Below are 20,966 nucleotides of genomic sequence, written 5' to 3' on the forward strand. Positions count from 1 at the left end.
CATCATGAAGCAAGCAGCATTTACTGAAGCGATTCATCTACATCAAGCAGGGAAGTTAGAAGAAGCACGAGATCGTCTGCTTGCTCTACTGGCAGACGATCCTACGTCTGCCGCGTTTCACTACCGACTTGCATGGGTCTACGATAACATGAGCCAAGAGCGTCAGGCAGCTCCTCATTACGAAAAGGCGATAGCAGAAGGATTGGATGGCCAAGACCTCGAAGAGGCGATGCTTGGCTTGGGGAGTACCTATCGCTGTCTGGGAGAGTATGAGAAAGCAAAAATCACCCTGCTCACAGGATTGGAACGGTTTCCTGAAAGTCATCCGCTAAAAGTCTTTCTTGCTATGACGCTGTATAATCTGGGAGAAATGGAGCAGGCGATGCAGATTCTCTTGCAGAGTTTAGCGAAAACCACACGAGATCCGCAGTTGCAAGACTATCAAAAAGCGCTACTCTACTATTCCGAGCGACTCGATCAGACTTGGAAGGACTGAAGATTATCGCTTCTTCACAAGAATACTAAATAACGGTATAATGGGTCGTGAAAGCGGATTCAATTGATTCATTTCAATGAATGATGCATCATTCATTATAATCTTGAAATTTAACATCCTTAATATTAATTTGATAGGAGTGTGTGGAATGGCAGGAAAAATGCAAGGAAAAACAGCAATCGTAACCGGTGGTAGCAACGGCATGGGCAAGGGAATGGCTACCCGTTTCTGTCAAGATGGAGCCAACGTCGTTATTATCGGTCGTAACCAAGAAAAACTGGATGCAGCGAAAAAAGAGATGGAGACCTTCGACGGGCAGGTTCTTACGATTTCCATGGATGTTCGTGATTTAGAGCAGGTACAGGAAATGGTGAAGAAGACGAAGGAAACCTTTGGTCAAATTGATTACTTAGTTAATAATGCAGCGGGCAACTTTCTAGTAAATGCAGAAGACCTCTCGGTGAATGGTTGGAAGTCCGTTATTGATATTGTCTTGAATGGAACTTGGTACTGTACGCAAACGGTTGGGAAGGAATGGATTAAAGATGGCCACAAAGGCTCCATCGTTAACATCGTGACTACGTATACACAGTCAGGTGCCGCTGGCGTGATTCACTCTGCGTCTGCTAAAGCAGGTGTGGTTGCCATGAGCCGTACGCTTGCAGTCGAGTGGGGCGAAAAGTATGGAATTCGTGTTAACTGTATCGCGCCAGGCCCAATTGAAGATACAGGTGGAACCGATAAACTCATCTTGTCCGATAAGATGCACAAGATGGCGCTACAAAGCGTTCCGCTGAAACGCTTTGGTCGCTTGGACGAAATTGCAAGCCTTGCTTCCTTCCTTCTTTCTGATGAGTCAGGTTATATTAATGGTGATGTGATTACGATTGATGGAGGACAGTCGCTCAACGGTGCGCGTTTTATGTAGCATAATAAAGCATGTTAAAGAAAGAGTTGCTCCCCTAGAGGAAGCAACTCTTTCTTCTTTTACGCTTCCTTCGTGATTTCTGTAACTAGTCGCTCAGCATCTTTACCTACCCATCCGAGTAAAGCAGAGCCTCGCGTAGAAAGCCAGCGCAAACCGACAAAGTAGAGGTGGGGAACAGGGCTTCGTCCCTGGCGATGCAAAGGTTCCCCTTGTTCGTTAAGAGCACCTTCCACCTGAATCCAACGATAATCCGAGTGATAACCTGTTGCCCAAATAATATTGTCCGGTTTAATAGAAGTCCCATCAGCAAATAGGATCTTACGCCCCTCGAGGACGTCAATCGCTTCTGGTTTACCTTCTACTTTCCCTTCTTTCATTTTATATTTCAATTCTAGTCCGTATACTTTCTCCGGCCTTCTCCTTAGCCATTCCCCTCTTCGCGTCTTTATATTGGCATCTAAAAAGCCAAACTTCTCATAGAACCAGAAGATACTCTGTCCACCAATTCGTTCAGGGACAAACTGAAGTGGATGGCGCACGGATAGGGAGGTCCTTCCCCACTCCATACAATCGAGTGCAATTTGAGCTCCTGAATTGCCTCCACCAACAACTAAAACAGTTCCTTTTTGCAATTGATTCGGATGACGATAAGAAGAGGAATGGACGTGATAGATCGTTGACTCCAGTTTTTTAGAAAAGGAAGGGATCGTCGGTTTTTGGAAAGGGCCTGTAGCTACTACCACCTGCCTAGCAGAAAAGTTCCCCTGATTTGTCCGAATAAGATAAGCCTCTTCCTTCTTCTGCAAAGAATATACCATTGTATTGAAACGGATGGGGAGAGAAAAAGCTTGTGCATACTGCTCCAGATAATCCGCTGTCTCTTCCTTAGTTGGATACGCTTGTGGTGAACCTGGGAAAGGAAGACCGGGTAGATGACTATATCTCCTCGGTGTAAATAATCTCAAGGAATCATATCGGTTTCGCCAGCTTTGCCCTATCCGCTCATTCGTTTCTAATAGACAATAAGTTAAGGTTGTTCTCTGCAAGTGAAATCCCATGGCTAGTCCTGCTTGTCCTGCCCCGATAACAATAACATCATAGTTAAACATTATATAATCACTCATTCTAATGTATGTTTGAATATAGTGTAATGGAGATCGATCAAACATTCAACTGTTTATTTGAATGATCGCGCTGAAAAATTAGATAGTGGGACCTCGAACGTGAGGCTTAGCGGGGAATTCAGTTCAGAGGTAAGAGCAAGGTGATGATTTCTCACTTGTTTATTCTCCAATACTTTGGTAGGCTAGAGTAGCTAACTTGCATTGCAAGTTAGCTACTTCAAACGCAACTATCTTGTATTACAAGGTAAGAGGGGTACGATGGTGATGGCAAAGCAAAGCCAACTTCTTAAGGGTGTTTTGCAAGGTTGTATCCTTGCACTGATTGCAGACAAAGAGACTTATGGATACGAATTGACCGTTCGCCTGGCAGATCACGGCTTTTCGTTTGTCAGCGAGGGGAGTATTTACCCATTACTTTTGCGCTTAGAAAAACAACAATTGATTAAGGGAGGGTTTCGTCATTCACCAGCGGGACCAAAGCGGAAGTATTATCAACTGACAGAGCAAGGAGAAGAAGCATTGAATCAATTTCAAACGGATTGGCACCAACTTCAGGTGTCAGTAAGGAGCATATTGAAAGGGAGAGGAGAGCATCATGAAGGTAAGCGAGATGACTCAAATAAACAATGAACGCCGCAACCAGCTAACACCTGAAAGTTTGGAAGTATACGAAGAGATGGTTGTTTACTTACGAAGTGGCTCCGAATCGACAAGAAGAGTGGAAGAATTATTGTTGGAAATACTGGATCATTTGCTAGCGGCACAAAAAGAAGGGAAGTCGGTTGAAGAGGTAATTGGAGATGATGCCAAAGCTTATTGTGATGAACTGGTAGGGATTTTGCCAAAACAAAGAAAGAAAGAGGCGATATCCCTTGGCCTACTAATGTTATGTAGCTTTGCTGTTGCATGGCTTCTCGCTCATAGTGTACTAGGACTGTTTCTGCCCTTTATTGGAATCGAATTTAGTCAGGATATTGGACTGGGAGCTACCGTTAGTGCACTCTTTGCTATCCCGTATGTCCTTGTCGTTATCCGTCTATTTCGCTGGTGGGCTTTTGAAAAAACGAAGGGTGGAAAAGCTCTGAAAGGGGCGTTAATACTGGGTTCGGCGTTTTTGTTGTTCCTTCTTCCATCTATCATTATTTCAAGAGTATGGGAAGATGCACCTACCTTTCAACTCTCCCCATGGATAAGCCTCATACTAGCAGGGGCTGGATATGCGGTTGTTCGTTTGATATTAAAAAGAGATTTTTCGTGATAAGAGGAATGATGTTCTAGAAAGCATGAGGAGATTTCCTTTGGGGAACGCTAACGAAAATGGCGAAATGAGGTGGAATCCCCATGACTTCAGGTGAATGGTGGATGATTGTCGGCTTAACCATCTTAACTACAGGTCCACTCATCATACTAGGTTGGGTTTCCCAGCGACGAAAAAAACGGCAAAGGGAGTAATCCTCTTTGCCGTTTTATATTAAGAGGTCATTTTATTGAAATTTGTAGTTCCTTCACGTTGTTCGTTTCACTCACTCAAACTTCTTTATAAAGCTTGTACAGGCAACTTTGAACTTCTCCCATAGGGTGCTCTTATCAGATGAAGATGTAATCTTATCATCATCACTCGCTTTCGCCTCTACTATGCTATTACTGAGTGCTTCATCGTCCGTTTTTTCCCAAACATCGCTCTCGCCGGGTATATCTCCTTTTGTCCACCATTTTGCACGGTAGGTTTCCCCTTCGTAGATAACCAGACTATCACTTCTGTAGGTCGATTCTGCTTCCCACTCTAAGACATCATCACTGATAAGCTTCCACTCATAGAGGAGATTGGGTTGAGCATTGGTATTCCACCATAAAGCTTCATACTCTGCACCATTGTATAAAACACGGTCCCCTTTTTCGTAGGTTTTATTAGGGTCCCATTCTTCTAACTCACCTGTAGGTTCATCACCTTCACCGGTATCACCATCATCACCTTCGCCGGTTTCCCCGTCATCTGTGTCCCCTTCGTGGTTACTTGTTTTTACCGTAATTTCATTACTGTTTTCGGAGGTATTCCCCTCTGCATCAACGGCCTTTACAAAATAAGTGTACGTTGTTCCAGGGGACAATCCTTCATCAACGTAGCGAGTTTCCTGCGTAGAACCCACCTTCTCATTGTCACGGTAGATCTCGTACTCCTCGATGTTTTCGCTATCTTCTGAAGCTGTCCACATCAGATCAATCGAGTCATCATAGGACGCCATCATGTGTAATCCGGTGGGGGCACTCAGTCCATTACCCTCATCATTGGAAGATTCAGCAGTGGTTACTTCCAATTCTTCACTCACGTCAGATTGATTTCCTGCAAGGTCAATGGCTCGTATGGTATATACATAAGAGGTGTCTGCTTCGACCTCTTCATCTGTGTAATTTGGATTAGAAGATTCACCGATCTTTTCGCCATCTCGGTATATTTCATATTGATCTACACCCACATTGTCATCAGCAGCGGACCATGACAGGGTCACTTGACGGTCTGTCACAACGGTGGTTTCTAGATCGGTTACTTTTGATGGGGCTTCCTTATCCTCTTGCACTGAGTCACTGCTATTAACATTGACATCGATGACTTGGTAGAAAGCATTATCGGTATCCGCTACATCCCATACACCTAGGATAACATGGTAACCGCTTCGATCTTCGGGTACATCGACATCGTGCGATAAGTTGGTATCTGCCGCTGAACCATCGTGTTCAATCGTACCAATGAGCTCAAAGTCTTCTTTCTTTAAAGGTTCATTGGGATCCCATCCTTCTTTTGTGATGTAGTAGTGCCACTTTGCAGTAGAATGTGGTGCGTCGTAAGACCATGTAAATGTATTCATACCACTTTTGATATCTTGTTTGACCCATCGATCTTCTGTTTGATTATCCATCACGAAATCTATTTGTCCATAACCACCTTCGGCCGAAGCGATTTGACCGTCAACGGGTCCATCATCGGGGAATCCTTTGGGTCCTTCGACGCAGTGTGGGCAGTTCATGGCTTCTCCATATTTTTCATAGGCATCATAGTAGCCAAGTGTTTCTTTTTCTAGACTCCCAGTGTAGGCTCGGCTAGCGGGCTCTTCGATGTACCCATGCGCATAGGCGCTATCAGCAGCTAGGGTAAAACCGGCACCGAGCGCGATCATAAGAGTAATAATTTCAAATGAACGCTTCGAGATTTTCTTGAATAGATTCAATATCCATCATCCTTTCGCGTTTTTTATCATGCTATCATTAAAACACGAATAAGAATAGTGAATATTTAGTAGAAATTATTACTATGAAACTTTTGCGAGCTTACTTGGAGAAAGGTTAAGGTGACATGAAAATTTGCAAAAAAGGAAAATGGTTGGATTACGTGTGAATAGAGGCGGAATATAGTAAGCTTGAGAAAGGAATATGGTAATTTCTATTTTTGGAGGCATTGCTCTAGGGATTATCATTATAGAGGAAAGAGGAAATCTCCGTTTGTTTCTGAAAATCAGCTAAAGGGACGGTTCGTAGTAACGACCAAACAAACGAGCAGATGAGGATTTCGGAGAGAGTGAGGGAGATTGGTGAAACAGGAACAGAGGAAAATCATGTGGGAAACCTGGGATGGAACGGGATTGGAGCACTTGATTTTATTCAAAAGCATGGATGGTTTCAGAGTGGATGGTTGTATTATTGAAAGAGTGGGTGGAGAAGCGCTTCGTGTTCATTACCAAGTAACATGCGATGTAGAGGGAAATGTTTCTCACTGTCAGATTGATCGGAACGGGAGCGAGCCTATCGCGTTATATCGAGATGGAACAGGAAGATGGACGAATGCATGGGGGCAACACATAGTGGATCTGGAAGGTTGTACGGATGTGGACATCTCTCTTACTCCTTTTACCAATACCCTCCCCATACGCAGGCATTTGTGGGAAGAAGGTAAGAAATCCGATCCACTTGCCGTTGTTTATATTGATATTGAAGAGATGCAGATACATAAAGTGTGGCAGACATATCAATGTATAAAACGAGCAGGGGAGCGAAGTACTTTTCGCTATCACTCCATAACGACCGGTTTTACGGCTGATTTAGTTGTTGATGAAGATGGTGTTGTATGGGATTATCCGAATTTATTTCGTAGAGTCCATAGTGGACAATGGGAGTGAAAAAGATGTTTCGATGGGAACACCATCAAGTAAATTTCATTATTAAGTTAGGCGATATCACAAAAGAACGTGTAGATGCGATTGTGAATGCTGCGAATACGAGCCTTCTGGGAGGAGGGGGAGTGGATGGTGCCATCCATCGAGCGGCGGGCAGAGAGTTGAAAGAGCAGTGTCAACAAATTCGAGCAAAACAGGGAGGGTGCCAAGTAGGGGAGGCCGTCATTACTGTGGGAGGAAATCTACCTGCTGATCATGTTATTCATACGGTGGGTCCTGTTTGGAATGGAGGAAAAAAGGGAGAGATCAATCTCCTCCATCGATGTTATGTTGAATCGCTCAAGCTAGCGACGCAACATCAACTACATAGCATTGCTTTTCCAGCGATCAGTACAGGGATTTATCGTTTTCCCAAGGAGGCTGCAGCTGCGGTTGCTTTGCGCGCAAGCCATGATTTTATCTCGAATGAGAAGAGCTCCATAGAAGAGATTCGCTTTATCTTATTTGATCAAGAGTCTTATCGGTTATACGAAGAAAAAATAGAGCAAGGCATTGATTCGATTAAGGAGTGACTGTCATCTTTCAAGTATTAAGGTATTAAGGAGGTCTTGCTATGAATCTGTCGATTAGCCCTTTGGCTATAGCTCGTTTACGTGTCCTGCTGCATCAAGAAGAGATGGATGAAGAAGGGTCACTCTCCGTGCGAGTGGTTCCTCGCACTTCTGGCTGTCAAACGCCTTCCTATGCACTAGAAATTACGGAAATCCGGTCGCTCTTTCGATGTATGTGGATTGAAGGAATCCCGATTGTTTGGCACCCGCAGGAAGAAAAGCAGATTGAAGGAGTGCAAATCGATTGGGATCAACAAACAGGCAAGTTTACCCTCTTTCACCCCAATCCCCCTGTGTGTTGCTCCATTAAGGAAGAATAAAAGTCAGATATAAAAACCCCCGCATGGTTGGTGCCACACGCGCCGGATGAAAGTGGACTACCTGAGAGCACCATGTTCTCTCGGTGCCTGGTTGATGGACGGTGGCATCTTCTCTCGCTGCCTGATCACTCGGCTCAGAGTCTCTCAAGGAGAAACCGCTCGCCCACCTTCCAATCAATCTTAGGGTGAGCTTTCATCCTTTATCAAAAGGTGAGTTGCTCCTTATAACACGAAATATTGTTTCACCACGTGGAGACTTTCATAGAAAGAGATTTGTGTCTAAGGCAAAGGGAAGATACAATAGAGGAAGAAAAAGCGGAACCAGGCCAGTGAGAGGTGACTGATATGACTCAGCAACGTTGGCGTTTTGTCGAAAGTGGATGTTTGTCGGGAGCAGAAAATATGGCAATTGATGAAGCGATCTTGATTGCCAATAGCGAGGGAAAAGTCCTGCCTACGATTCGTTTTTACGGCTGGAATCCAGCGACGATATCGATAGGATATTTTCAACGTGTACATAAAGAGCTTGATCTTAGCAAAGTAAAAGAGCGAGAATTGGGTTTTGTGCGACGAGCTACCGGAGGGAGAGCGATCCTCCATGGGCAAGAATTAACCTATAGCGTTATTTTGCCGGAATCTTATCCAGGGATGCCAACTTCCGTAACAGATTCTTATCGCATCATTAGTCAGGGTTTGGTGGAAGGGTTCCGTCAACTGGGTTTATCGGCACAAATGACAGCGCCACTGGAAGAGAAAATGAAAATCACGACTTCTGCTTGTTTTGACACTCCTTCCTCCTACGAATTAGTGGTAGAAGGACGAAAGGTAGCTGGAAGTGCTCAGACGAGACAGCGAGGAATGATCTTGCAACATGGTTCTATTCCGCTCGAGTTGGATGCAGAAGCTTTATTTGACGTCTTACGCTTTTCTTCTGTTGTAGAAAAGGAAAGAATGAAGGAGAAATTTACACAAAAAGCGGTATCCATCCATCAACTGCGATCAACGCCCGTAAGTATGGAGGAGATGTCTTCTGCCTTTCGTGAAGGTTTTATAAGAGGGATGAAAATTGACCTTGTCAAGGAAGATCTCACCCCTTATGAACAAGACCTTGCTGAGCAATTATGTCAATCCCGTTATGGGACGGATGAATGGAATTTGCGACGCTAATGAAAGAAGAGACGAACGATCGTCGATTCTCATGTGAAAAGATTGGGGAACCAGCCAATATTAATATATTTTTATTCATAAAATAATTGAATGATGCACTGTTTGGAATGGAAGCGGGATATGTCGAAACTGCTTGATTTTTATCAGAAAGAAGGTTAGGATAAAGACAAAATCCTTTCTATCAGAGCGCTATGATACTAATAGAGACTGATTTATGGGGGACGTTTGTGCAGACTGGTTGGGGAGGGAAAATGTTGGAAGAAAAGAAATATAAACCTGGAAGTAAAGTAGGGAATTATGTCATAAGTGATGAGATTATGTTTTTCTCCGGGCAACTGTTACGTGCTTCTGCACCGGATGGTTCACAAGTGTTTTTGCAAGAGATTCCTCTTCCCCGCTCTATACCGCAAGATTTCAAAGAATTACTCTTGCATCTGAACCATCCCCACCTCGCTCCTGTGATGAATATAATCGAGGAACCGGAACGGATGATTTTGGTCCATCCTCCACTGAAGGGGGAGCCATTGCCACTTGCTATGAAGGAACAAGGGCCGATGGAACCATTTAAAGCGTTGAAGTTGACACAACGCCTTACTTATACCATGCTCGATTTAACTCGGATATCATTGCCCCTCTATACCACACTGGATCCGCGAAATATCATCCTGGATAGCGATTGTCCGTACATTATATTTTATGGTGATGCTGCCTACGGTCACCGAGAGCCTGATAATAAATGGAAGACAGAAACCGATTCGAAATGGCGTTCTTTGCTTTTCTATTTGCTTACGGGACGGCAAGCAAGCGGGATAGAAAACAAGAAAGAGGAGTTGCAAAAACATAAAGTTCCTCAGCCCATTCAAGATATTGCCCTGGAAGCGCTAATCGAGAATAACTCGGTTTATTCAATCTTACGGCGGATGGACAACATGGTGAACAAGAAGAGTGTTGTACCGTCTTTGCCGAAGTTGCCCAAGCTTCCTGAACCACCAACTCCGGAGAAAAGCTGGATGCTGATTGGGACAACACTGGCCATGGCTTCAGTGGCAATTGGATTATTTGTCTTTCTCTTTCTCGGCTCCACCAAGCAGCAGGCACCCGAGGCGAATGCGACGGAAATTGTTCAACTAGCAGGAATTAATGCGGGGGAAGTAAGCAAAGAGAAAAGTGATGACTTAGAAGGCTCTTCTCTCTATGTTGGGGAGCAACAAATCAATGGACCGACGAAAATTGATTTGACGTTGGAGCAGAAGGATGTAACTCCTTTTACGATCCAACTAAAAGGGAAACAAACTTTTGGTCTGCGTATGAATGAAGATGGTCGAGTGGAGCTCTTCCAATCACTCGTTAATACGACACGAACAATGGCTCATTCAGGCGATGATTTTGTGTTGCAGCCAGACACGCGTTATCAAATTTCTATGATTTACATGCCGAATGAACCTTTTCGAGTCTCCATTTCCAAAGAGGGTGACAAGACGCGCTGGTTAGCGGCGGGAAGTGAACTATCTGAGGGAGAATATTTTGTGGAGGCGATTGGTAATCGGGAAGAGACTTCGATCGCCGCACCGACAGAGGTTGCTTTCAGTGACTCTGAGTCTGTCCTCCAGGAATGGAATATGGGGCACGGATGGGATGTGGTCTCTGGTGTGGCCTTTATGGCTTCGCATGCTTTGAACTTATATGATCATGTGGTTCTTCAGGCGGATTACGAGTCGATCAAAGGGAAGCCGATTACTTTCCAAAGGCCAGCGGGTTTTAATGGCAACCCACTACATCTCTATGTAAAAGAAAGTAATGGTCAGGTATACGAGTTGATTTGGTCAGCAGATGATCGCCTCACGCTGAACAAAATGATTAATGAGGGTCAAAAAGAAGAAGTAGCGAGCCAGGACGTTGCTTGGAATTGGGAACCAGGTTTAGATACTCAGGTGGGAGTCAAAACCGAAGGGAAAAATCTGGCCTTTGAGATCTCGCAGGGACCTTCCAACGAGATTCATACCCACTTTCCTTTTATGGAGAAACTGGAGATTGAACATATTGCGATTCAAAGCGAGTCGTCGATGGAAATCATCACAAAGTAAAGAAAAAAGGAGCAATCCCCTAAGAGGGAGTCGCTCCTTTTTTCTTTATTTATCTAGTTCAATCAGTTTTTCATAACTTGCTTGTAGCTGCCGGGTAATGGGACCAGGTTTGCCATTGCCGATCGGTTGTCCGTCCACCTCAATGACAGGAGAAATTTCTACCGTCGTTCCTGTGATAAATACTTCATCTGCTTCCTTGACTTGCTCGATAAGTACGGCTTCTTCTTTGAGAGAAAGGTTTGCCTCTTTAATAATGTCGAGGGTGAGGGCTCTTGTAATACCGTGTAGAATGAGGTGGTTTGCAGGATGAGTATAGATGGTCCCATCTTTCACGATGAAAACATTGGATGCGCTCGCCTCTGTTAAACGACCATCACGATGCAGAATCGCTTCCTGACAACCCTTTTCTGTAGCTTCTTGCTTGGCTAGTACGGCTCCCAAGAGATTTAAGCTCTTAATATCACAGCGAAGCCAACGAATGTCTTCGGTTTGGATGACGCCAATGCCTTTCTCTAGGTTTGAGAGTGGACGAGGGGAAGGAATGGTATAAGCGACGATGAGTGGTCGCGCGTCTGGAGGAAAGGGATGCGAACGTGGTGCAATACCACGAGACATTTGCAGATAGACAATTCCCTCTAGTAAGTTATTCTTTTCGACTAATTGTTCAAGATATTGGTGTAACTGGTCTGGCTCATAAGGAAATGCTATGCGGATTTCACCGGCACTTTGTTTAAAACGCTCCAAATGCTCCTTTAAAAAAAAGGGACGGCCGTTATATACACGAATCACTTCGTAAACACCGTCTCCAAATTGATAGCCACGATCTTCAATATCGATGGGAGCGTCTTTTCTCTCTATCAATTGATCATTATATAAAATCATGTTACAACCTCCTAGAATAAAATAAATTGCTTTTGCTCCATTCTACACCAAAGTGAAGAAAAACGCTTGCTTGTATACCTAATTTCGTAACAATTTTTTTATTTTCATCATTTAGCTTACAGTATGGAAGCCTTGCCAATAACCCCTTGGATCGCTACATATTGTAGTGGTATAATAAGTTACATCAATATATAGCGATCCACAACCTGGAGATACCAACAAGAAGAGTGTATCGATCGCCAATCTATAGCTGAGTGGAGGAGAAGAGGATGAAGATCAACCGCTATTTTACACGAGCAGGGGAAGATCCATTCCAGTCGATTCGTTATGTATGGCGAGATTGTCGAATTACGAACCCAGATGGATCTGTGGTTTTCGAAATGCAGGGTGCTGAAGTGCCTGAGACGTGGAGCCAAGTGGCATCCGATATTATGGTCTCCAAGTACTTTCGTAAAGCGGGTGTGCCACAGGTTGATGAAAGCGGAGAGCTTCTAAGGGATGAAAATGGAAAGCAGATCACGGGTCCAGAAAGAAGTGCCAAGCAAGTGATTCATCGCTTGGCTGACTGCTGGCGAGAATGGGGACAACGCTATGGTTACTTCGATACAGAAGCGGATGGAGAAGCTTTTTATGATGAACTCGTGTACATGCTTCTTCATCAGATGGCGGCTCCTAACTCTCCGCAGTGGTTTAATACAGGTTTGGCTTCTGCCTACAATATAAAAGGAAAAGCGCAGGGCCACTACTACGTTGATCCCGAAACAGAAGAATTGCGGCAAGGTGATGATGCGTATACACGCCCACAACCTCATGCATGCTTTATTCAGTCGATTGAAGATGATCTCGTCAATGAGGGTGGCATCATGGACTTATGGGTAAGAGAAGCGCGTCTTTTTAAATATGGAAGCGGGACGGGAACCAACTTCTCTAACATCCGTGGAAAAGGAGAGAAGTTGTCTGGTGGCGGCACTTCCTCGGGATTGCTCTCGTTCTTAAAAATTGGTGATCGGGCCGCAGGCGCTATTAAGTCTGGTGGAACGACGCGAAGAGCGGCCAAGATGGTGACGTTAGACTTGGATCATCCCGATGTAGAGGAGTTTATTCAATGGAAAGCGAAGGAAGAGAAAAAAGCGCGTGTGTTAATCGAAGCTGGCTTTGATCCTTCCTTCAATGGGGAGGCATATGAAACGGTCTCTGGACAAAACTCCAATAACTCGGTTCGTATCCCTCATTCCTTTTTTGAGACGTTGCAGGCCGAAGGAGAATGGGAGTTAAAGAATCGAACGGATGGCAAAGTAAATAAGCGCTTACGTGCGCCAGATCTTTGGAAGCAAATTGGCGAAGCGGCATGGGAGTGTGCGGATCCAGGAGTACAGTACGATGGCACCATTAATGAATGGCACACGAGTCCAGCAGGAATGGATGGCAAGCTCGGAGCAAGGCATAATCGGATTAATGCCTCTAACCCCTGCTCAGAGTATATGTTTATAGATAATACGGCCTGTAATCTTGCTTCCCTTAATCTGATTAAATTTTTTAATAAGAAGAACCGCTCTTTCCACTTAGAAGCGTTGCAACATGCGACTCGTTTGTGGACTGTGGTATTGGAGATCTCTGTCTTGATGGCGCAGTATCCTTCGCAAGAGATTGCGCAACGCTCCTATGAATACCAAACGCTGGGATTGGGATATGCCAATATTGGCACGGTGTTGATGGTCGCAGGAATTCCTTATGATTCCCAAGAGGCGGTAGCCATTACAGGAGCGGTAACTGCTTTGATGACGGGGACATCCTATAAAACTTCCGCTGAGATGGCGAAGGAGCTAGGTCCATACAAAGCATTTGCAACCAACCGCGAGTCGATGTTGCGTGTCATGCGTAACCATCGCCGGGCGGCGTATCATGCGGATGAAGCAGAATATGAAGAGTTAACCATTCAGCCAAAAGGGATCGATCCGTCTTACTGTCCAGCAGATTTATTGGCTGCAGCGCGGATGAGTTGGGATGAAGCCCTCGCATTAGGAGAGGAACATGGGTATCGCAATGCGCAAACCACCTTGCTTGCTCCTACAGGTACGATCGGACTTTTGATGGATTGTGACACAACAGGGGTTGAGCCCGACTTTGCCTTGGTCAAGTTTAAAAAGTTGGCAGGGGGTGGTTATTTTAAGATTGCGAACCAGTCTATCCGTCCTGCCTTAGTTAATCTCGGATATGAAGTGGAAGAGATTGAAGACATTTTGCGCTATGTTACGGGAACCCTCTCGTTGCAGGGAGCTCCTCATATTAATCGGGAAACATTGCAAGAAAAAGGGATGACGGAAGACGATTTGGCTAAAGTAGAAGAGATTTTGCCTTCGGTATTTGATCTGCCTTTTGCCTTCACGGTGTGGACATTGGGCGAAGAATGTATGGAGCGACTTGGGTTTGTAGCAGAAGAATATCGTGCGCCTGATTTCCAACTTCTACGAGCTTTGGGTTTTACGAAGCAACAAATAGAAGAAGCGAGTGAAGAAATTTGTGGTCGATTGACCACAGAGGGCGCTCCCCACCTTTCAACCGAGGACTATGCTGTTTTCGATACGGCCAACCCTTGTGGGAAACGGGGAAAACGCTATATCCATTATATGGGGCATTTGCGGATGATGGCGGCTGCACAACCGTTTTTGAGCGGGGCCATATCGAAGACCATTAATATGCCTCATCAATCGAGCGTGGAGGACATTTTGCACGCTTATGAAGAGGGGTGGAGATTGGGTTTGAAGGCGATTGCCCTCTATCGAGATGGATCCAAGAGCTCTCAACCACTCAATGCGAAAAGTGATGAGAGTGAGGAAGATAAGCAACCGGATGAAGAGCAAAAAGAGGAGATGGTTTCCTCAGCCTCCCTCACGGCAGTTACCAAACTACAAGAGGAAGTGGCTAAGGGGCATGTTCCCAGTATCCGTCGACGTTTGCCACGCAAGCGAGAAGGGTTTACACAGGAAGCACGGATCGCCGGTCAAAAAATATTTGTCCGAACGGGCGAATACGAAGATGGTTCTTTGGGTGAGATCTTTATTGATATGCATAAAGCAGGGAGTACCATGCGTGGGATGTTGGATGCCTTTGCCGTTGCTGTTTCCCTTGGCTTGCAATATGGTGTCCCTTTAGAGAAATATGTGGAAGCCATGACCTTTACGCGCTTTGAACCAGCCGGTACGGTGGATCATCCCAATGTGAAGATGGCCACTTCGGTCATTGATTATGTCTTCCGCATGATCGGAATGGAGTATCTAGAAAAGACCGACTTTGTGCAAGTTCCTCCCAGCTTAGAAGAATTGCGTTTGTACGCGCAGAAGCAACAGAAGGAGCAAGATTTCTCTTCTTTTCCTCCATCAGGGGCGCAGAGCGAGATGAATCGAGGATATCAAGAAGTAACAGGAACATCGGAAGAGACACGAAGAGAGAACTTAGAGGCCATTCGTGCCAGCAGTGGAGCTCCCTTATGTATTGACTGTGGGGGCATGACGAAGCGAAATGGATCTTGTTATGTCTGCCTGGATTGCGGAGCTACCACGGGCTGTTCTTGATGGAGGTTGAGCCGCTTAAAAAAAAGATGGATAGAAGGAAGACCGTGCCGAATACCCCTCGGGCGGTCTTCTTTTCAAAAGTATTATCCAATGGCTGTCTGCCAAAGCGTTTGCGTAATGAGTTCATGTCCCTGTAAGTTTGGATGAATGGGATTTCCACCCACAAGACGGATGCCGGTGAGCTCTCCGCCTTTGTAACCGGAGATGAGTTCGGGTTGATGTCCACTATAAAGGCAGTATAAGTCAATGACTCCGATATTCCAACAAGAAGCAGTAGACTGAATGATGTTATTAAATACATTGATCCAATGGATGGCGAGGGGAGAGAGTGGAAAAGGATTATACAAATTCATGATATAGACCGGAGCGGGAGTCAGCCTGCGGATGCATTGGAAGATCCCGTTTAAATTTAGAGCGAAGCGTTCGCTTGCTTGCTGAAAGGCAACAGGGTTTTGGAGGAAGGAAGCTTTGAGATAAGCATATAACAAGTCATTTCCACCGATGGTGAGCGTGATAAGATCGGCTTCACAAATAGCACAGCGGATGGGATTAGAACTTCGGATCCGTCGGTATAATGCGCCACTAGAAATCCCTCCCTTGCTGTAATTAAACAGACAGGTATGGGGGTAGATACATAGGAGACGTTCCGTAAATAGATCGACAAATCCTCGCCTCATGGGTGCGGAATACCCTGCAGTGATCGAATCCCCTAGAGCGGTATAGTAAAAGGAGGACATATCACTCCCTCCTATCATCAATTTTGTTTTCTATATAATATGGAAATTGATGAAGGAGTGAGACGGCGAAGCCACCTCATTTTCCACATTTGGTATAATAGAGAGCAATGAATGGCGGTTGGGGATGAAAAGGCAAAGGAAGTGAAATGTGTGGCAATCTATGCGATAAGTGATTTGCATTTATCTTTTAATAAACCCGTTGATCTCTATCACATTCAAGCCGAGAAAGATATTGAGAAGCCGATGGATGTTTTCGGCTGGGAGTATCATTACGATCAGATACGGGACCACTGGCTGGAGCGAGTGGCGGAAGAAGATACGGTTTTGATACCAGGTGATATTAGCTGGGCAATGAAAATGGAACAAGCCATTCACGATTTTAACTGGATTAATCAACTTCCCGGAAAAAAGGTGTGTTCACCTGGGAACCATTGTTATTATGTGCAGAGTAAGTCCAAGGTGCGTCGCGCGTTGCCGGAAAGAATGACTTGGCTGGATGGAGATTATACGGTAGTGGAAGAAAAAGTGGTCGTAGCCACGCGAGGATGGAATCTGCCAGGTGATCGCTTCTGGGAAGAAGAACGCGATCGGCGTATTTATGATCGGCAAGTGGGTCGCTTAAGAATGGCATTAGAGCAAGCGGCTAAAGAAGAGCCTGACCGAGAACGAATCGCCATGCTCCACTATCCACCCGTGAACAAGTATTCACAGGAGTCCAGCTTCATGGATACGATGAAAGAATTTGGGGTTAAAACGTGTATTTATGGACATTTACATGGTACTTCTACAAAAGAAGGTATTCAGGGAGAAGTAGAAGGCATTCAACTCTATCTGGTTTCATGTGACTCTCTCAACTTTCGCCCCATAAAATTGGAATGATAACGAGAAAACCCGATCACTTTAAGTGATCGGGTTTTGCATTAGTTTAAGCGTAATGAGAGCTGGTTCGTAAGGGTTTGGACCAATGTTCCTTTTTGCAGGAGTGCGACCACCTTCTCTACATCGCGATGCCCTTCACGATCGGTTGTAAGTGGATCGACTTGCTCTCGTAACAGCTGATAAGCGACACGCGTACCCACTCCCAGCTGAAGTTGTGATTGAAACTCAAGAGCTTGTCCCGCACATACATACTCGACAGCTAAAATATGATAGAGGTTATCAATCACCTGTAATAGTTTGCGCGAAGAGATGGAGCCCATGCTCACATGGTCTTCTTGGTTAGCAGAGGAGGGAATGGAGTCGACAGATGCGGGGTGGCATAAGGTTTTATTTTCTGAAACCAAGGAAGCGGCTAAGTATTGTAAAATCATATAACCAGAATGGAGACCGCCATTCTTAGTGAGAAAAGCAGGGAGGCCACTTAATTGAGGATTGACGAGTCGCTCTGTACGCCGTTCTGAGATATTTCCTATTTCAGAGAGTGCGATCGCAAGAAAATCGGCGGCGAGTGCGATCGGTTGACCATGAAAGTTGCCACCTGAGATGAATTCTCCTTCATCCGAAAAGATAAGTGGATTATCCGTCGCGGCATTTAGTTCGCGAGCAATGATTTCGTCCACATACCGATACGTATCTTTTGTAGCGCCATGTACTTGAGGAATACAGCGTAGGCTATAGGCATCTTGTACACGTTTTTCTCCAGGTAAGGTCGTATGTTTGCTTTTCTGGAGTAATTGCAGTAGATTTTCTGCTGTGATGATTTGTCCCTGTTGTCCACGAGCGTGATGCAAGAGTGGATGGTAAGCATGAGGAATGCCAGCTAAGGCTTCGACCGTTAAGCTAGAGATCACATCTGCAGAGAGAAGGAGGTTTTTCGCTTGGATGAGTGCGATAGCTGTCAAGCTGGTCATCATTTGTGTTCCATTTATAAGTGCTAAACCTTCTTTTGCTTCTAATTGAATGGGAGTAAGGCCCGCTTTTTGCAAGGCTTGTCGCCCTTCCATACGCTGTCCCTGATACTCTACTTCTCCTAGACCTAACATAGGGAGCGTCATATGGGCGAGAGGAGCTAAGTCACCACTAGCACCCAAAGATCCTTTTTCGGGGATAATAGGATGAATACGGTGTTCCAAGAAATGAAGCAACAACTGTACAGTTTGCGGGCGTACTCCTGAATAGCCTTTGGTAAGTGCATTGGCTCGCAATAGCATGATCCCACGTACAGCTTCGGTTGATAGAGGGGAGCCAACTCCGCACGCATGGCTTCTAATTAGATTAAGTTGCAATTCGGCGGATTGGTCCTGATCAATCAAGACATCGCTAAACTTACCAAATCCAGTGGTAATACCGTAGACGGTATCTCCATCCGTAACCAAGCGCTCTACTTCGTTTCGTGACTGAACCATTCTTTCTATCGCTTCAGGGGATAATGTTACCGATCGATGGTGATAAACGACTTGTTGAAATTCATCTAGCGTAAGGTGATTCCCATCTAATATGAATGGTTGCATGATTACTTTCCTCCATTATCAAAGTAAAGCGAATGAAAGGAGGGGATTGGCCTTAGCCGATCCCCTCCTTTCATCTTTAGTCAGACGATTTGACTCACTATTGATTCTTCAAGTCTATTTTATCATATTTTTATTTTTGCCGAACTGTCCAGTCGCTATTCTAGAAAATTCATATGATATATAAATAGGATTGAAGGAGGGAAGAGTGATGAATAAAGGGAGAAGAAGGAATCTAGTGAAAGATAAGAATATAAAGAATGGAAGAAAGCACTGGGGAGGGAAAAATCTCAATTTTGTTCCTCATCCGCGACGAGAAGGGGTTACCTCATTGCAATTAGGACCGAAGCACCCTGGTGTTGTCAGCCAAGCGATTCCTGGTCCGTTTGAAGAGGGTCGGAAATACTATTTGCGATTTCGTATATTTAATATGAATCCGAAGAAGGTGATTCCCTATCTTTATGCTCAAGTCGCTTTTTTAGATGAGAACCATCATCCGATTACCACTACGGAAGCGCAAATCTCTCCGAATAAACAACCACAAGACAAATTTAATCGTTTTTACGTGGTTGTTTCTCCTCCACCATCGAATGCTCGACACGTAGCTGTTGTTTTTTCTGTGGTAAGAGGCAGTATCATACTGGAAAATATTAGACTGAAAGCAGAATAGGGTTCTTCTAAGAGAATACGATGATGTTATGCGCTTCTGAAATGAGAGTAGAGAGTGGATATTCTCTTGTACTTCAAAAATAAAAGGTGCCTCCTAGAGGCACCTTTTGGCTACTATGTATGTGTGAAATAAACAAAAAAAAGCCCCCGTGATGGGAGGATAGTAATCCTTACCAGTAACGATTATCTAATTGTTGTTTAATCCAATATTGTGAGCAACACTCATTCAGGCCAGATTCCGTTTCTTTTTCGATGCGGTTTCCACACTCTGGACAAGTATTCGTATGATTTTTCACTTCATTTTGCTTATTCATATCGTAACCCTCCGTTTGTTGGTGTAACTTCAGTATACTATAACAGATGTGGATTTGTAAATACTGTTTTAATACAGAGGTGAAAAATAGGCGTCCACTCGGGTTCATCAATGAGTCGGGATAAATCGATCATTCTTCCATTTTCAGTATACAGTCTATAAACATGGGGAGTGGGAACAGATGAAGGATGGACCAATGAGGTCGTTTGAGAACGGACTGGATTAGTTATAGAGAGTGTGGTCACGGTATTGTGACAATCTTCGCTTCGAATTTGTATAGCGAAATATGATAAAATAAGAGTATATTGACCAAGTAGAGGAGGGGATTTAATGCGTCGTTGGTGGCTAGGACTTGCTGTAGTAATACTGCTGGCAGGGGGCGTGATCGGGTGTGCCAGTGAGGATCACGAAGCAAATGGAAAAGATTACTCTTACCAAAGTGAGAATGAATACACTTTCCCCGCGTTTGTAGAAGCATCACGCGTAACCTATGCGAAAGACGCTTATGCATTTGCTGCGGATCATCCAGAAGAACTCTCTTACATTCCGTGTTACTGTCAATGTGGTCGAATTGATCATCAGAGTGTGCGTGATTGTTTCATCAAGGATCATGCTGAAGAGGGTGTTTCGTTCAATGAGCATGGGGCAGGTTGTGACATTTGTGTCAATATCGCTCTGGAAACAAAAGTGGGTCTAGAAGAGGGAAAGGCATTGCAGCAAATTCGACAAGAAGTGGATAATACGATTGGTGTAGATAAAGAACCGACCAACACCCCATACCCTCCTGAAAACCTATAAGTTTGGGTTGCTGTTACGGCGAGCCAGTTTATAAGAGCGGGTTGTGGTAAAATAAATGTTCCTTGATCGGGAACAGAGGTTGAATGATAGGGAGGGTCTTTGTATGCCGACACCAAGTATGGAAGATTATATAGAAAATATTTATAAGTTAATCGATCAAAAAGGGTACGCGCGGGTATCGGATATTGCAGAAGCCTTATCCGTTCACCCATCATCCGTTACCAAGATGGTACAGAAATTGGACGGGAAAGAATACTTAGTGTATGAGAAATATCGAGGATTGGTTTTAACTCCTAAGGGAGAGAAGTTCGGAAAACGCTTACTTGATCGGCATCGCTTACTGGAAGAATTCCTGCGTGTGATCGGGGTGAAAGAGGAGTTGGTTTATGACGATGTGGAAGGCATTGAGCACCACCTAAGTTGGGATTCCATTATGTGTATTGAACTCCTCGTCGAATACTTCCAACAAAACCCTGAGAGAATTGCGGAATTTCAATCGTTTAAAGAGAAGTATGATGCGCTCAATCGTTAAGGAAAGAAAAGCTCAGGAAAAATAGACAGCCGGGCAAAAGAAGGATATTGTCCGGCTGTCAAGAAGTTAGAAACACTTTAATAGTCTTAATAATAAGATAATAAAGCATGGCTTCTTCGT

20 protein-coding genes are annotated in these 20,966 nt (G+C 44.6%); 14 read left to right on the forward strand and 6 right to left on the reverse strand.

Translation table 11 applies throughout. The features are described 5' to 3' along the window. Positions 1 to 4 precede the first annotated feature (4 nt). Positions 5 to 496, forward strand: coding sequence for a tetratricopeptide repeat protein (locus AC6RGY_RS03930; RefSeq protein ID WP_499859892.1), 492 nt, complete (start codon positions 5 to 7; stop codon positions 494 to 496). Between the two features lie 160 nt (positions 497 to 656). Then, positions 657 to 1,424 (forward strand): 2,4-dienoyl-CoA reductase, encoded by a 768-nt coding sequence (gene fadH, locus AC6RGY_RS03935; RefSeq protein ID WP_499861453.1) that lies wholly within the window; start codon positions 657 to 659, stop codon positions 1,422 to 1,424. A gap of 59 nt (positions 1,425 to 1,483) precedes the next feature. On the opposite strand, the gene AC6RGY_RS03940 is transcribed toward fadH, so the two are convergent. Beyond that, complete coding sequence (locus AC6RGY_RS03940; RefSeq protein ID WP_499859893.1) at positions 1,484 to 2,533, reverse strand: flavin-containing monooxygenase; 1,050 nt, start codon at positions 2,531 to 2,533, stop codon at positions 1,484 to 1,486. A 279-nt stretch (positions 2,534 to 2,812) separates the two neighbouring features. Between AC6RGY_RS03940 and AC6RGY_RS03945 the strand changes: the two genes are divergently transcribed. Together AC6RGY_RS03945 and AC6RGY_RS03950 are read left to right on the forward strand one after the other, a co-directional pair. Next, positions 2,813 to 3,178, forward strand: coding sequence for a PadR family transcriptional regulator (locus AC6RGY_RS03945; RefSeq protein WP_499859894.1), 366 nt, complete (start codon positions 2,813 to 2,815; stop codon positions 3,176 to 3,178). After that, complete coding sequence (locus AC6RGY_RS03950; RefSeq protein ID WP_499859895.1) at positions 3,144 to 3,806, forward strand: DUF1048 domain-containing protein; 663 nt, start codon at positions 3,144 to 3,146, stop codon at positions 3,804 to 3,806. The genes AC6RGY_RS03945 and AC6RGY_RS03950 overlap by 35 nt, the downstream gene beginning before the upstream one ends. 265 nt (positions 3,807 to 4,071) lie before the next feature. Here the strand turns inward: AC6RGY_RS03950 and AC6RGY_RS03955 are convergent, their stop codons facing one another. Further along, entirely contained in the window at positions 4,072 to 5,772 is a 1,701-nt protein-coding gene (locus tag AC6RGY_RS03955) for a lytic polysaccharide monooxygenase (protein ID WP_499859896.1), read from the reverse strand. A gap of 360 nt (positions 5,773 to 6,132) precedes the next feature. Here AC6RGY_RS03955 and AC6RGY_RS03960 point away from each other — a divergent pair, with 360 nt between their 5' ends. From AC6RGY_RS03960 to AC6RGY_RS03980, 5 genes are all read left to right on the forward strand, one after another. After that, positions 6,133 to 6,717, forward strand: a complete 585-nt coding sequence (locus AC6RGY_RS03960; RefSeq protein ID WP_499859897.1) for a putative glycolipid-binding domain-containing protein — start codon at positions 6,133 to 6,135, stop codon at positions 6,715 to 6,717. A 5-nt stretch (positions 6,718 to 6,722) separates the two neighbouring features. Beyond that, a complete protein-coding gene (locus AC6RGY_RS03965; protein WP_499859898.1) occupies positions 6,723 to 7,286 on the forward strand; it encodes an O-acetyl-ADP-ribose deacetylase in 564 nt (187 codons plus the stop codon). Positions 7,287 to 7,327: 41 nt separating this feature from the next. Next, entirely contained in the window at positions 7,328 to 7,645 is a 318-nt protein-coding gene (locus AC6RGY_RS03970) for a hypothetical protein (protein WP_499859899.1), read from the forward strand. 345 nt (positions 7,646 to 7,990) lie between these two features. Next, positions 7,991 to 8,812: a lipoate--protein ligase family protein gene (locus AC6RGY_RS03975; protein ID WP_499859900.1), complete on the forward strand. Its 822-nt coding sequence runs from the start codon at positions 7,991 to 7,993 to the stop codon at positions 8,810 to 8,812. A 227-nt stretch (positions 8,813 to 9,039) separates the two neighbouring features. Further along, positions 9,040 to 10,896, forward strand: coding sequence for a hypothetical protein (locus AC6RGY_RS03980; RefSeq protein WP_499859901.1), 1,857 nt, complete (start codon positions 9,040 to 9,042; stop codon positions 10,894 to 10,896). A 45-nt stretch (positions 10,897 to 10,941) separates the two neighbouring features. Here AC6RGY_RS03980 and dat read toward each other — a convergent pair whose 3' ends face one another. Then, positions 10,942 to 11,778, reverse strand: a complete 837-nt coding sequence (gene dat, locus AC6RGY_RS03985; RefSeq protein WP_499859902.1) for a D-amino-acid transaminase — start codon at positions 11,776 to 11,778, stop codon at positions 10,942 to 10,944. A 269-nt stretch (positions 11,779 to 12,047) separates the two neighbouring features. Between dat and AC6RGY_RS03990 the strand changes: the two genes are divergently transcribed. Continuing rightward, a complete protein-coding gene (locus AC6RGY_RS03990; RefSeq protein WP_499859903.1) occupies positions 12,048 to 15,350 on the forward strand; it encodes a vitamin B12-dependent ribonucleotide reductase in 3,303 nt (1,100 codons plus the stop codon). 83 nt (positions 15,351 to 15,433) lie between these two features. Here the strand turns inward: AC6RGY_RS03990 and AC6RGY_RS03995 are convergent, their stop codons facing one another. After that, entirely contained in the window at positions 15,434 to 16,087 is a 654-nt protein-coding gene (locus AC6RGY_RS03995) for a GDSL-type esterase/lipase family protein (protein ID WP_499859904.1), read from the reverse strand. Positions 16,088 to 16,198: 111 nt separating this feature from the next. Here AC6RGY_RS03995 and AC6RGY_RS04000 point away from each other — a divergent pair, with 111 nt between their 5' ends. Then, a complete protein-coding gene (locus tag AC6RGY_RS04000; protein WP_499859905.1) occupies positions 16,199 to 16,966 on the forward strand; it encodes a metallophosphoesterase in 768 nt (255 codons plus the stop codon). Between the two features lie 41 nt (positions 16,967 to 17,007). Here the strand turns inward: AC6RGY_RS04000 and hutH are convergent, their stop codons facing one another. Beyond that, entirely contained in the window at positions 17,008 to 18,537 is a 1,530-nt protein-coding gene (gene hutH, locus AC6RGY_RS04005; RefSeq protein ID WP_499859906.1) for a histidine ammonia-lyase, read from the reverse strand. Positions 18,538 to 18,745: 208 nt separating this feature from the next. Here hutH and AC6RGY_RS04010 point away from each other — a divergent pair, with 208 nt between their 5' ends. Then, on the forward strand, positions 18,746 to 19,204 hold the full coding sequence (locus tag AC6RGY_RS04010) for a hypothetical protein (RefSeq protein WP_499859907.1): 459 nt from the start codon (positions 18,746 to 18,748) through the stop codon (positions 19,202 to 19,204). Between the two features lie 169 nt (positions 19,205 to 19,373). Here AC6RGY_RS04010 and AC6RGY_RS04015 read toward each other — a convergent pair whose 3' ends face one another. Beyond that, a complete protein-coding gene (locus AC6RGY_RS04015; protein ID WP_499859908.1) occupies positions 19,374 to 19,517 on the reverse strand; it encodes a hypothetical protein in 144 nt (47 codons plus the stop codon). 329 nt (positions 19,518 to 19,846) lie between these two features. Between AC6RGY_RS04015 and AC6RGY_RS04020 the strand changes: the two genes are divergently transcribed. Both AC6RGY_RS04020 and mntR read left to right on the forward strand, forming a co-directional pair. Beyond that, positions 19,847 to 20,314, forward strand: a complete 468-nt coding sequence (locus tag AC6RGY_RS04020; protein WP_499859909.1) for a PCYCGC motif-containing (lipo)protein — start codon at positions 19,847 to 19,849, stop codon at positions 20,312 to 20,314. Positions 20,315 to 20,417: 103 nt separating this feature from the next. Next, a complete protein-coding gene (mntR, locus tag AC6RGY_RS04025; protein WP_499859910.1) occupies positions 20,418 to 20,846 on the forward strand; it encodes a transcriptional regulator MntR in 429 nt (142 codons plus the stop codon). Positions 20,847 to 20,966 lie beyond the last annotated feature (120 nt).

This window comes from Mechercharimyces mesophilus, assembly GCF_059818345.1.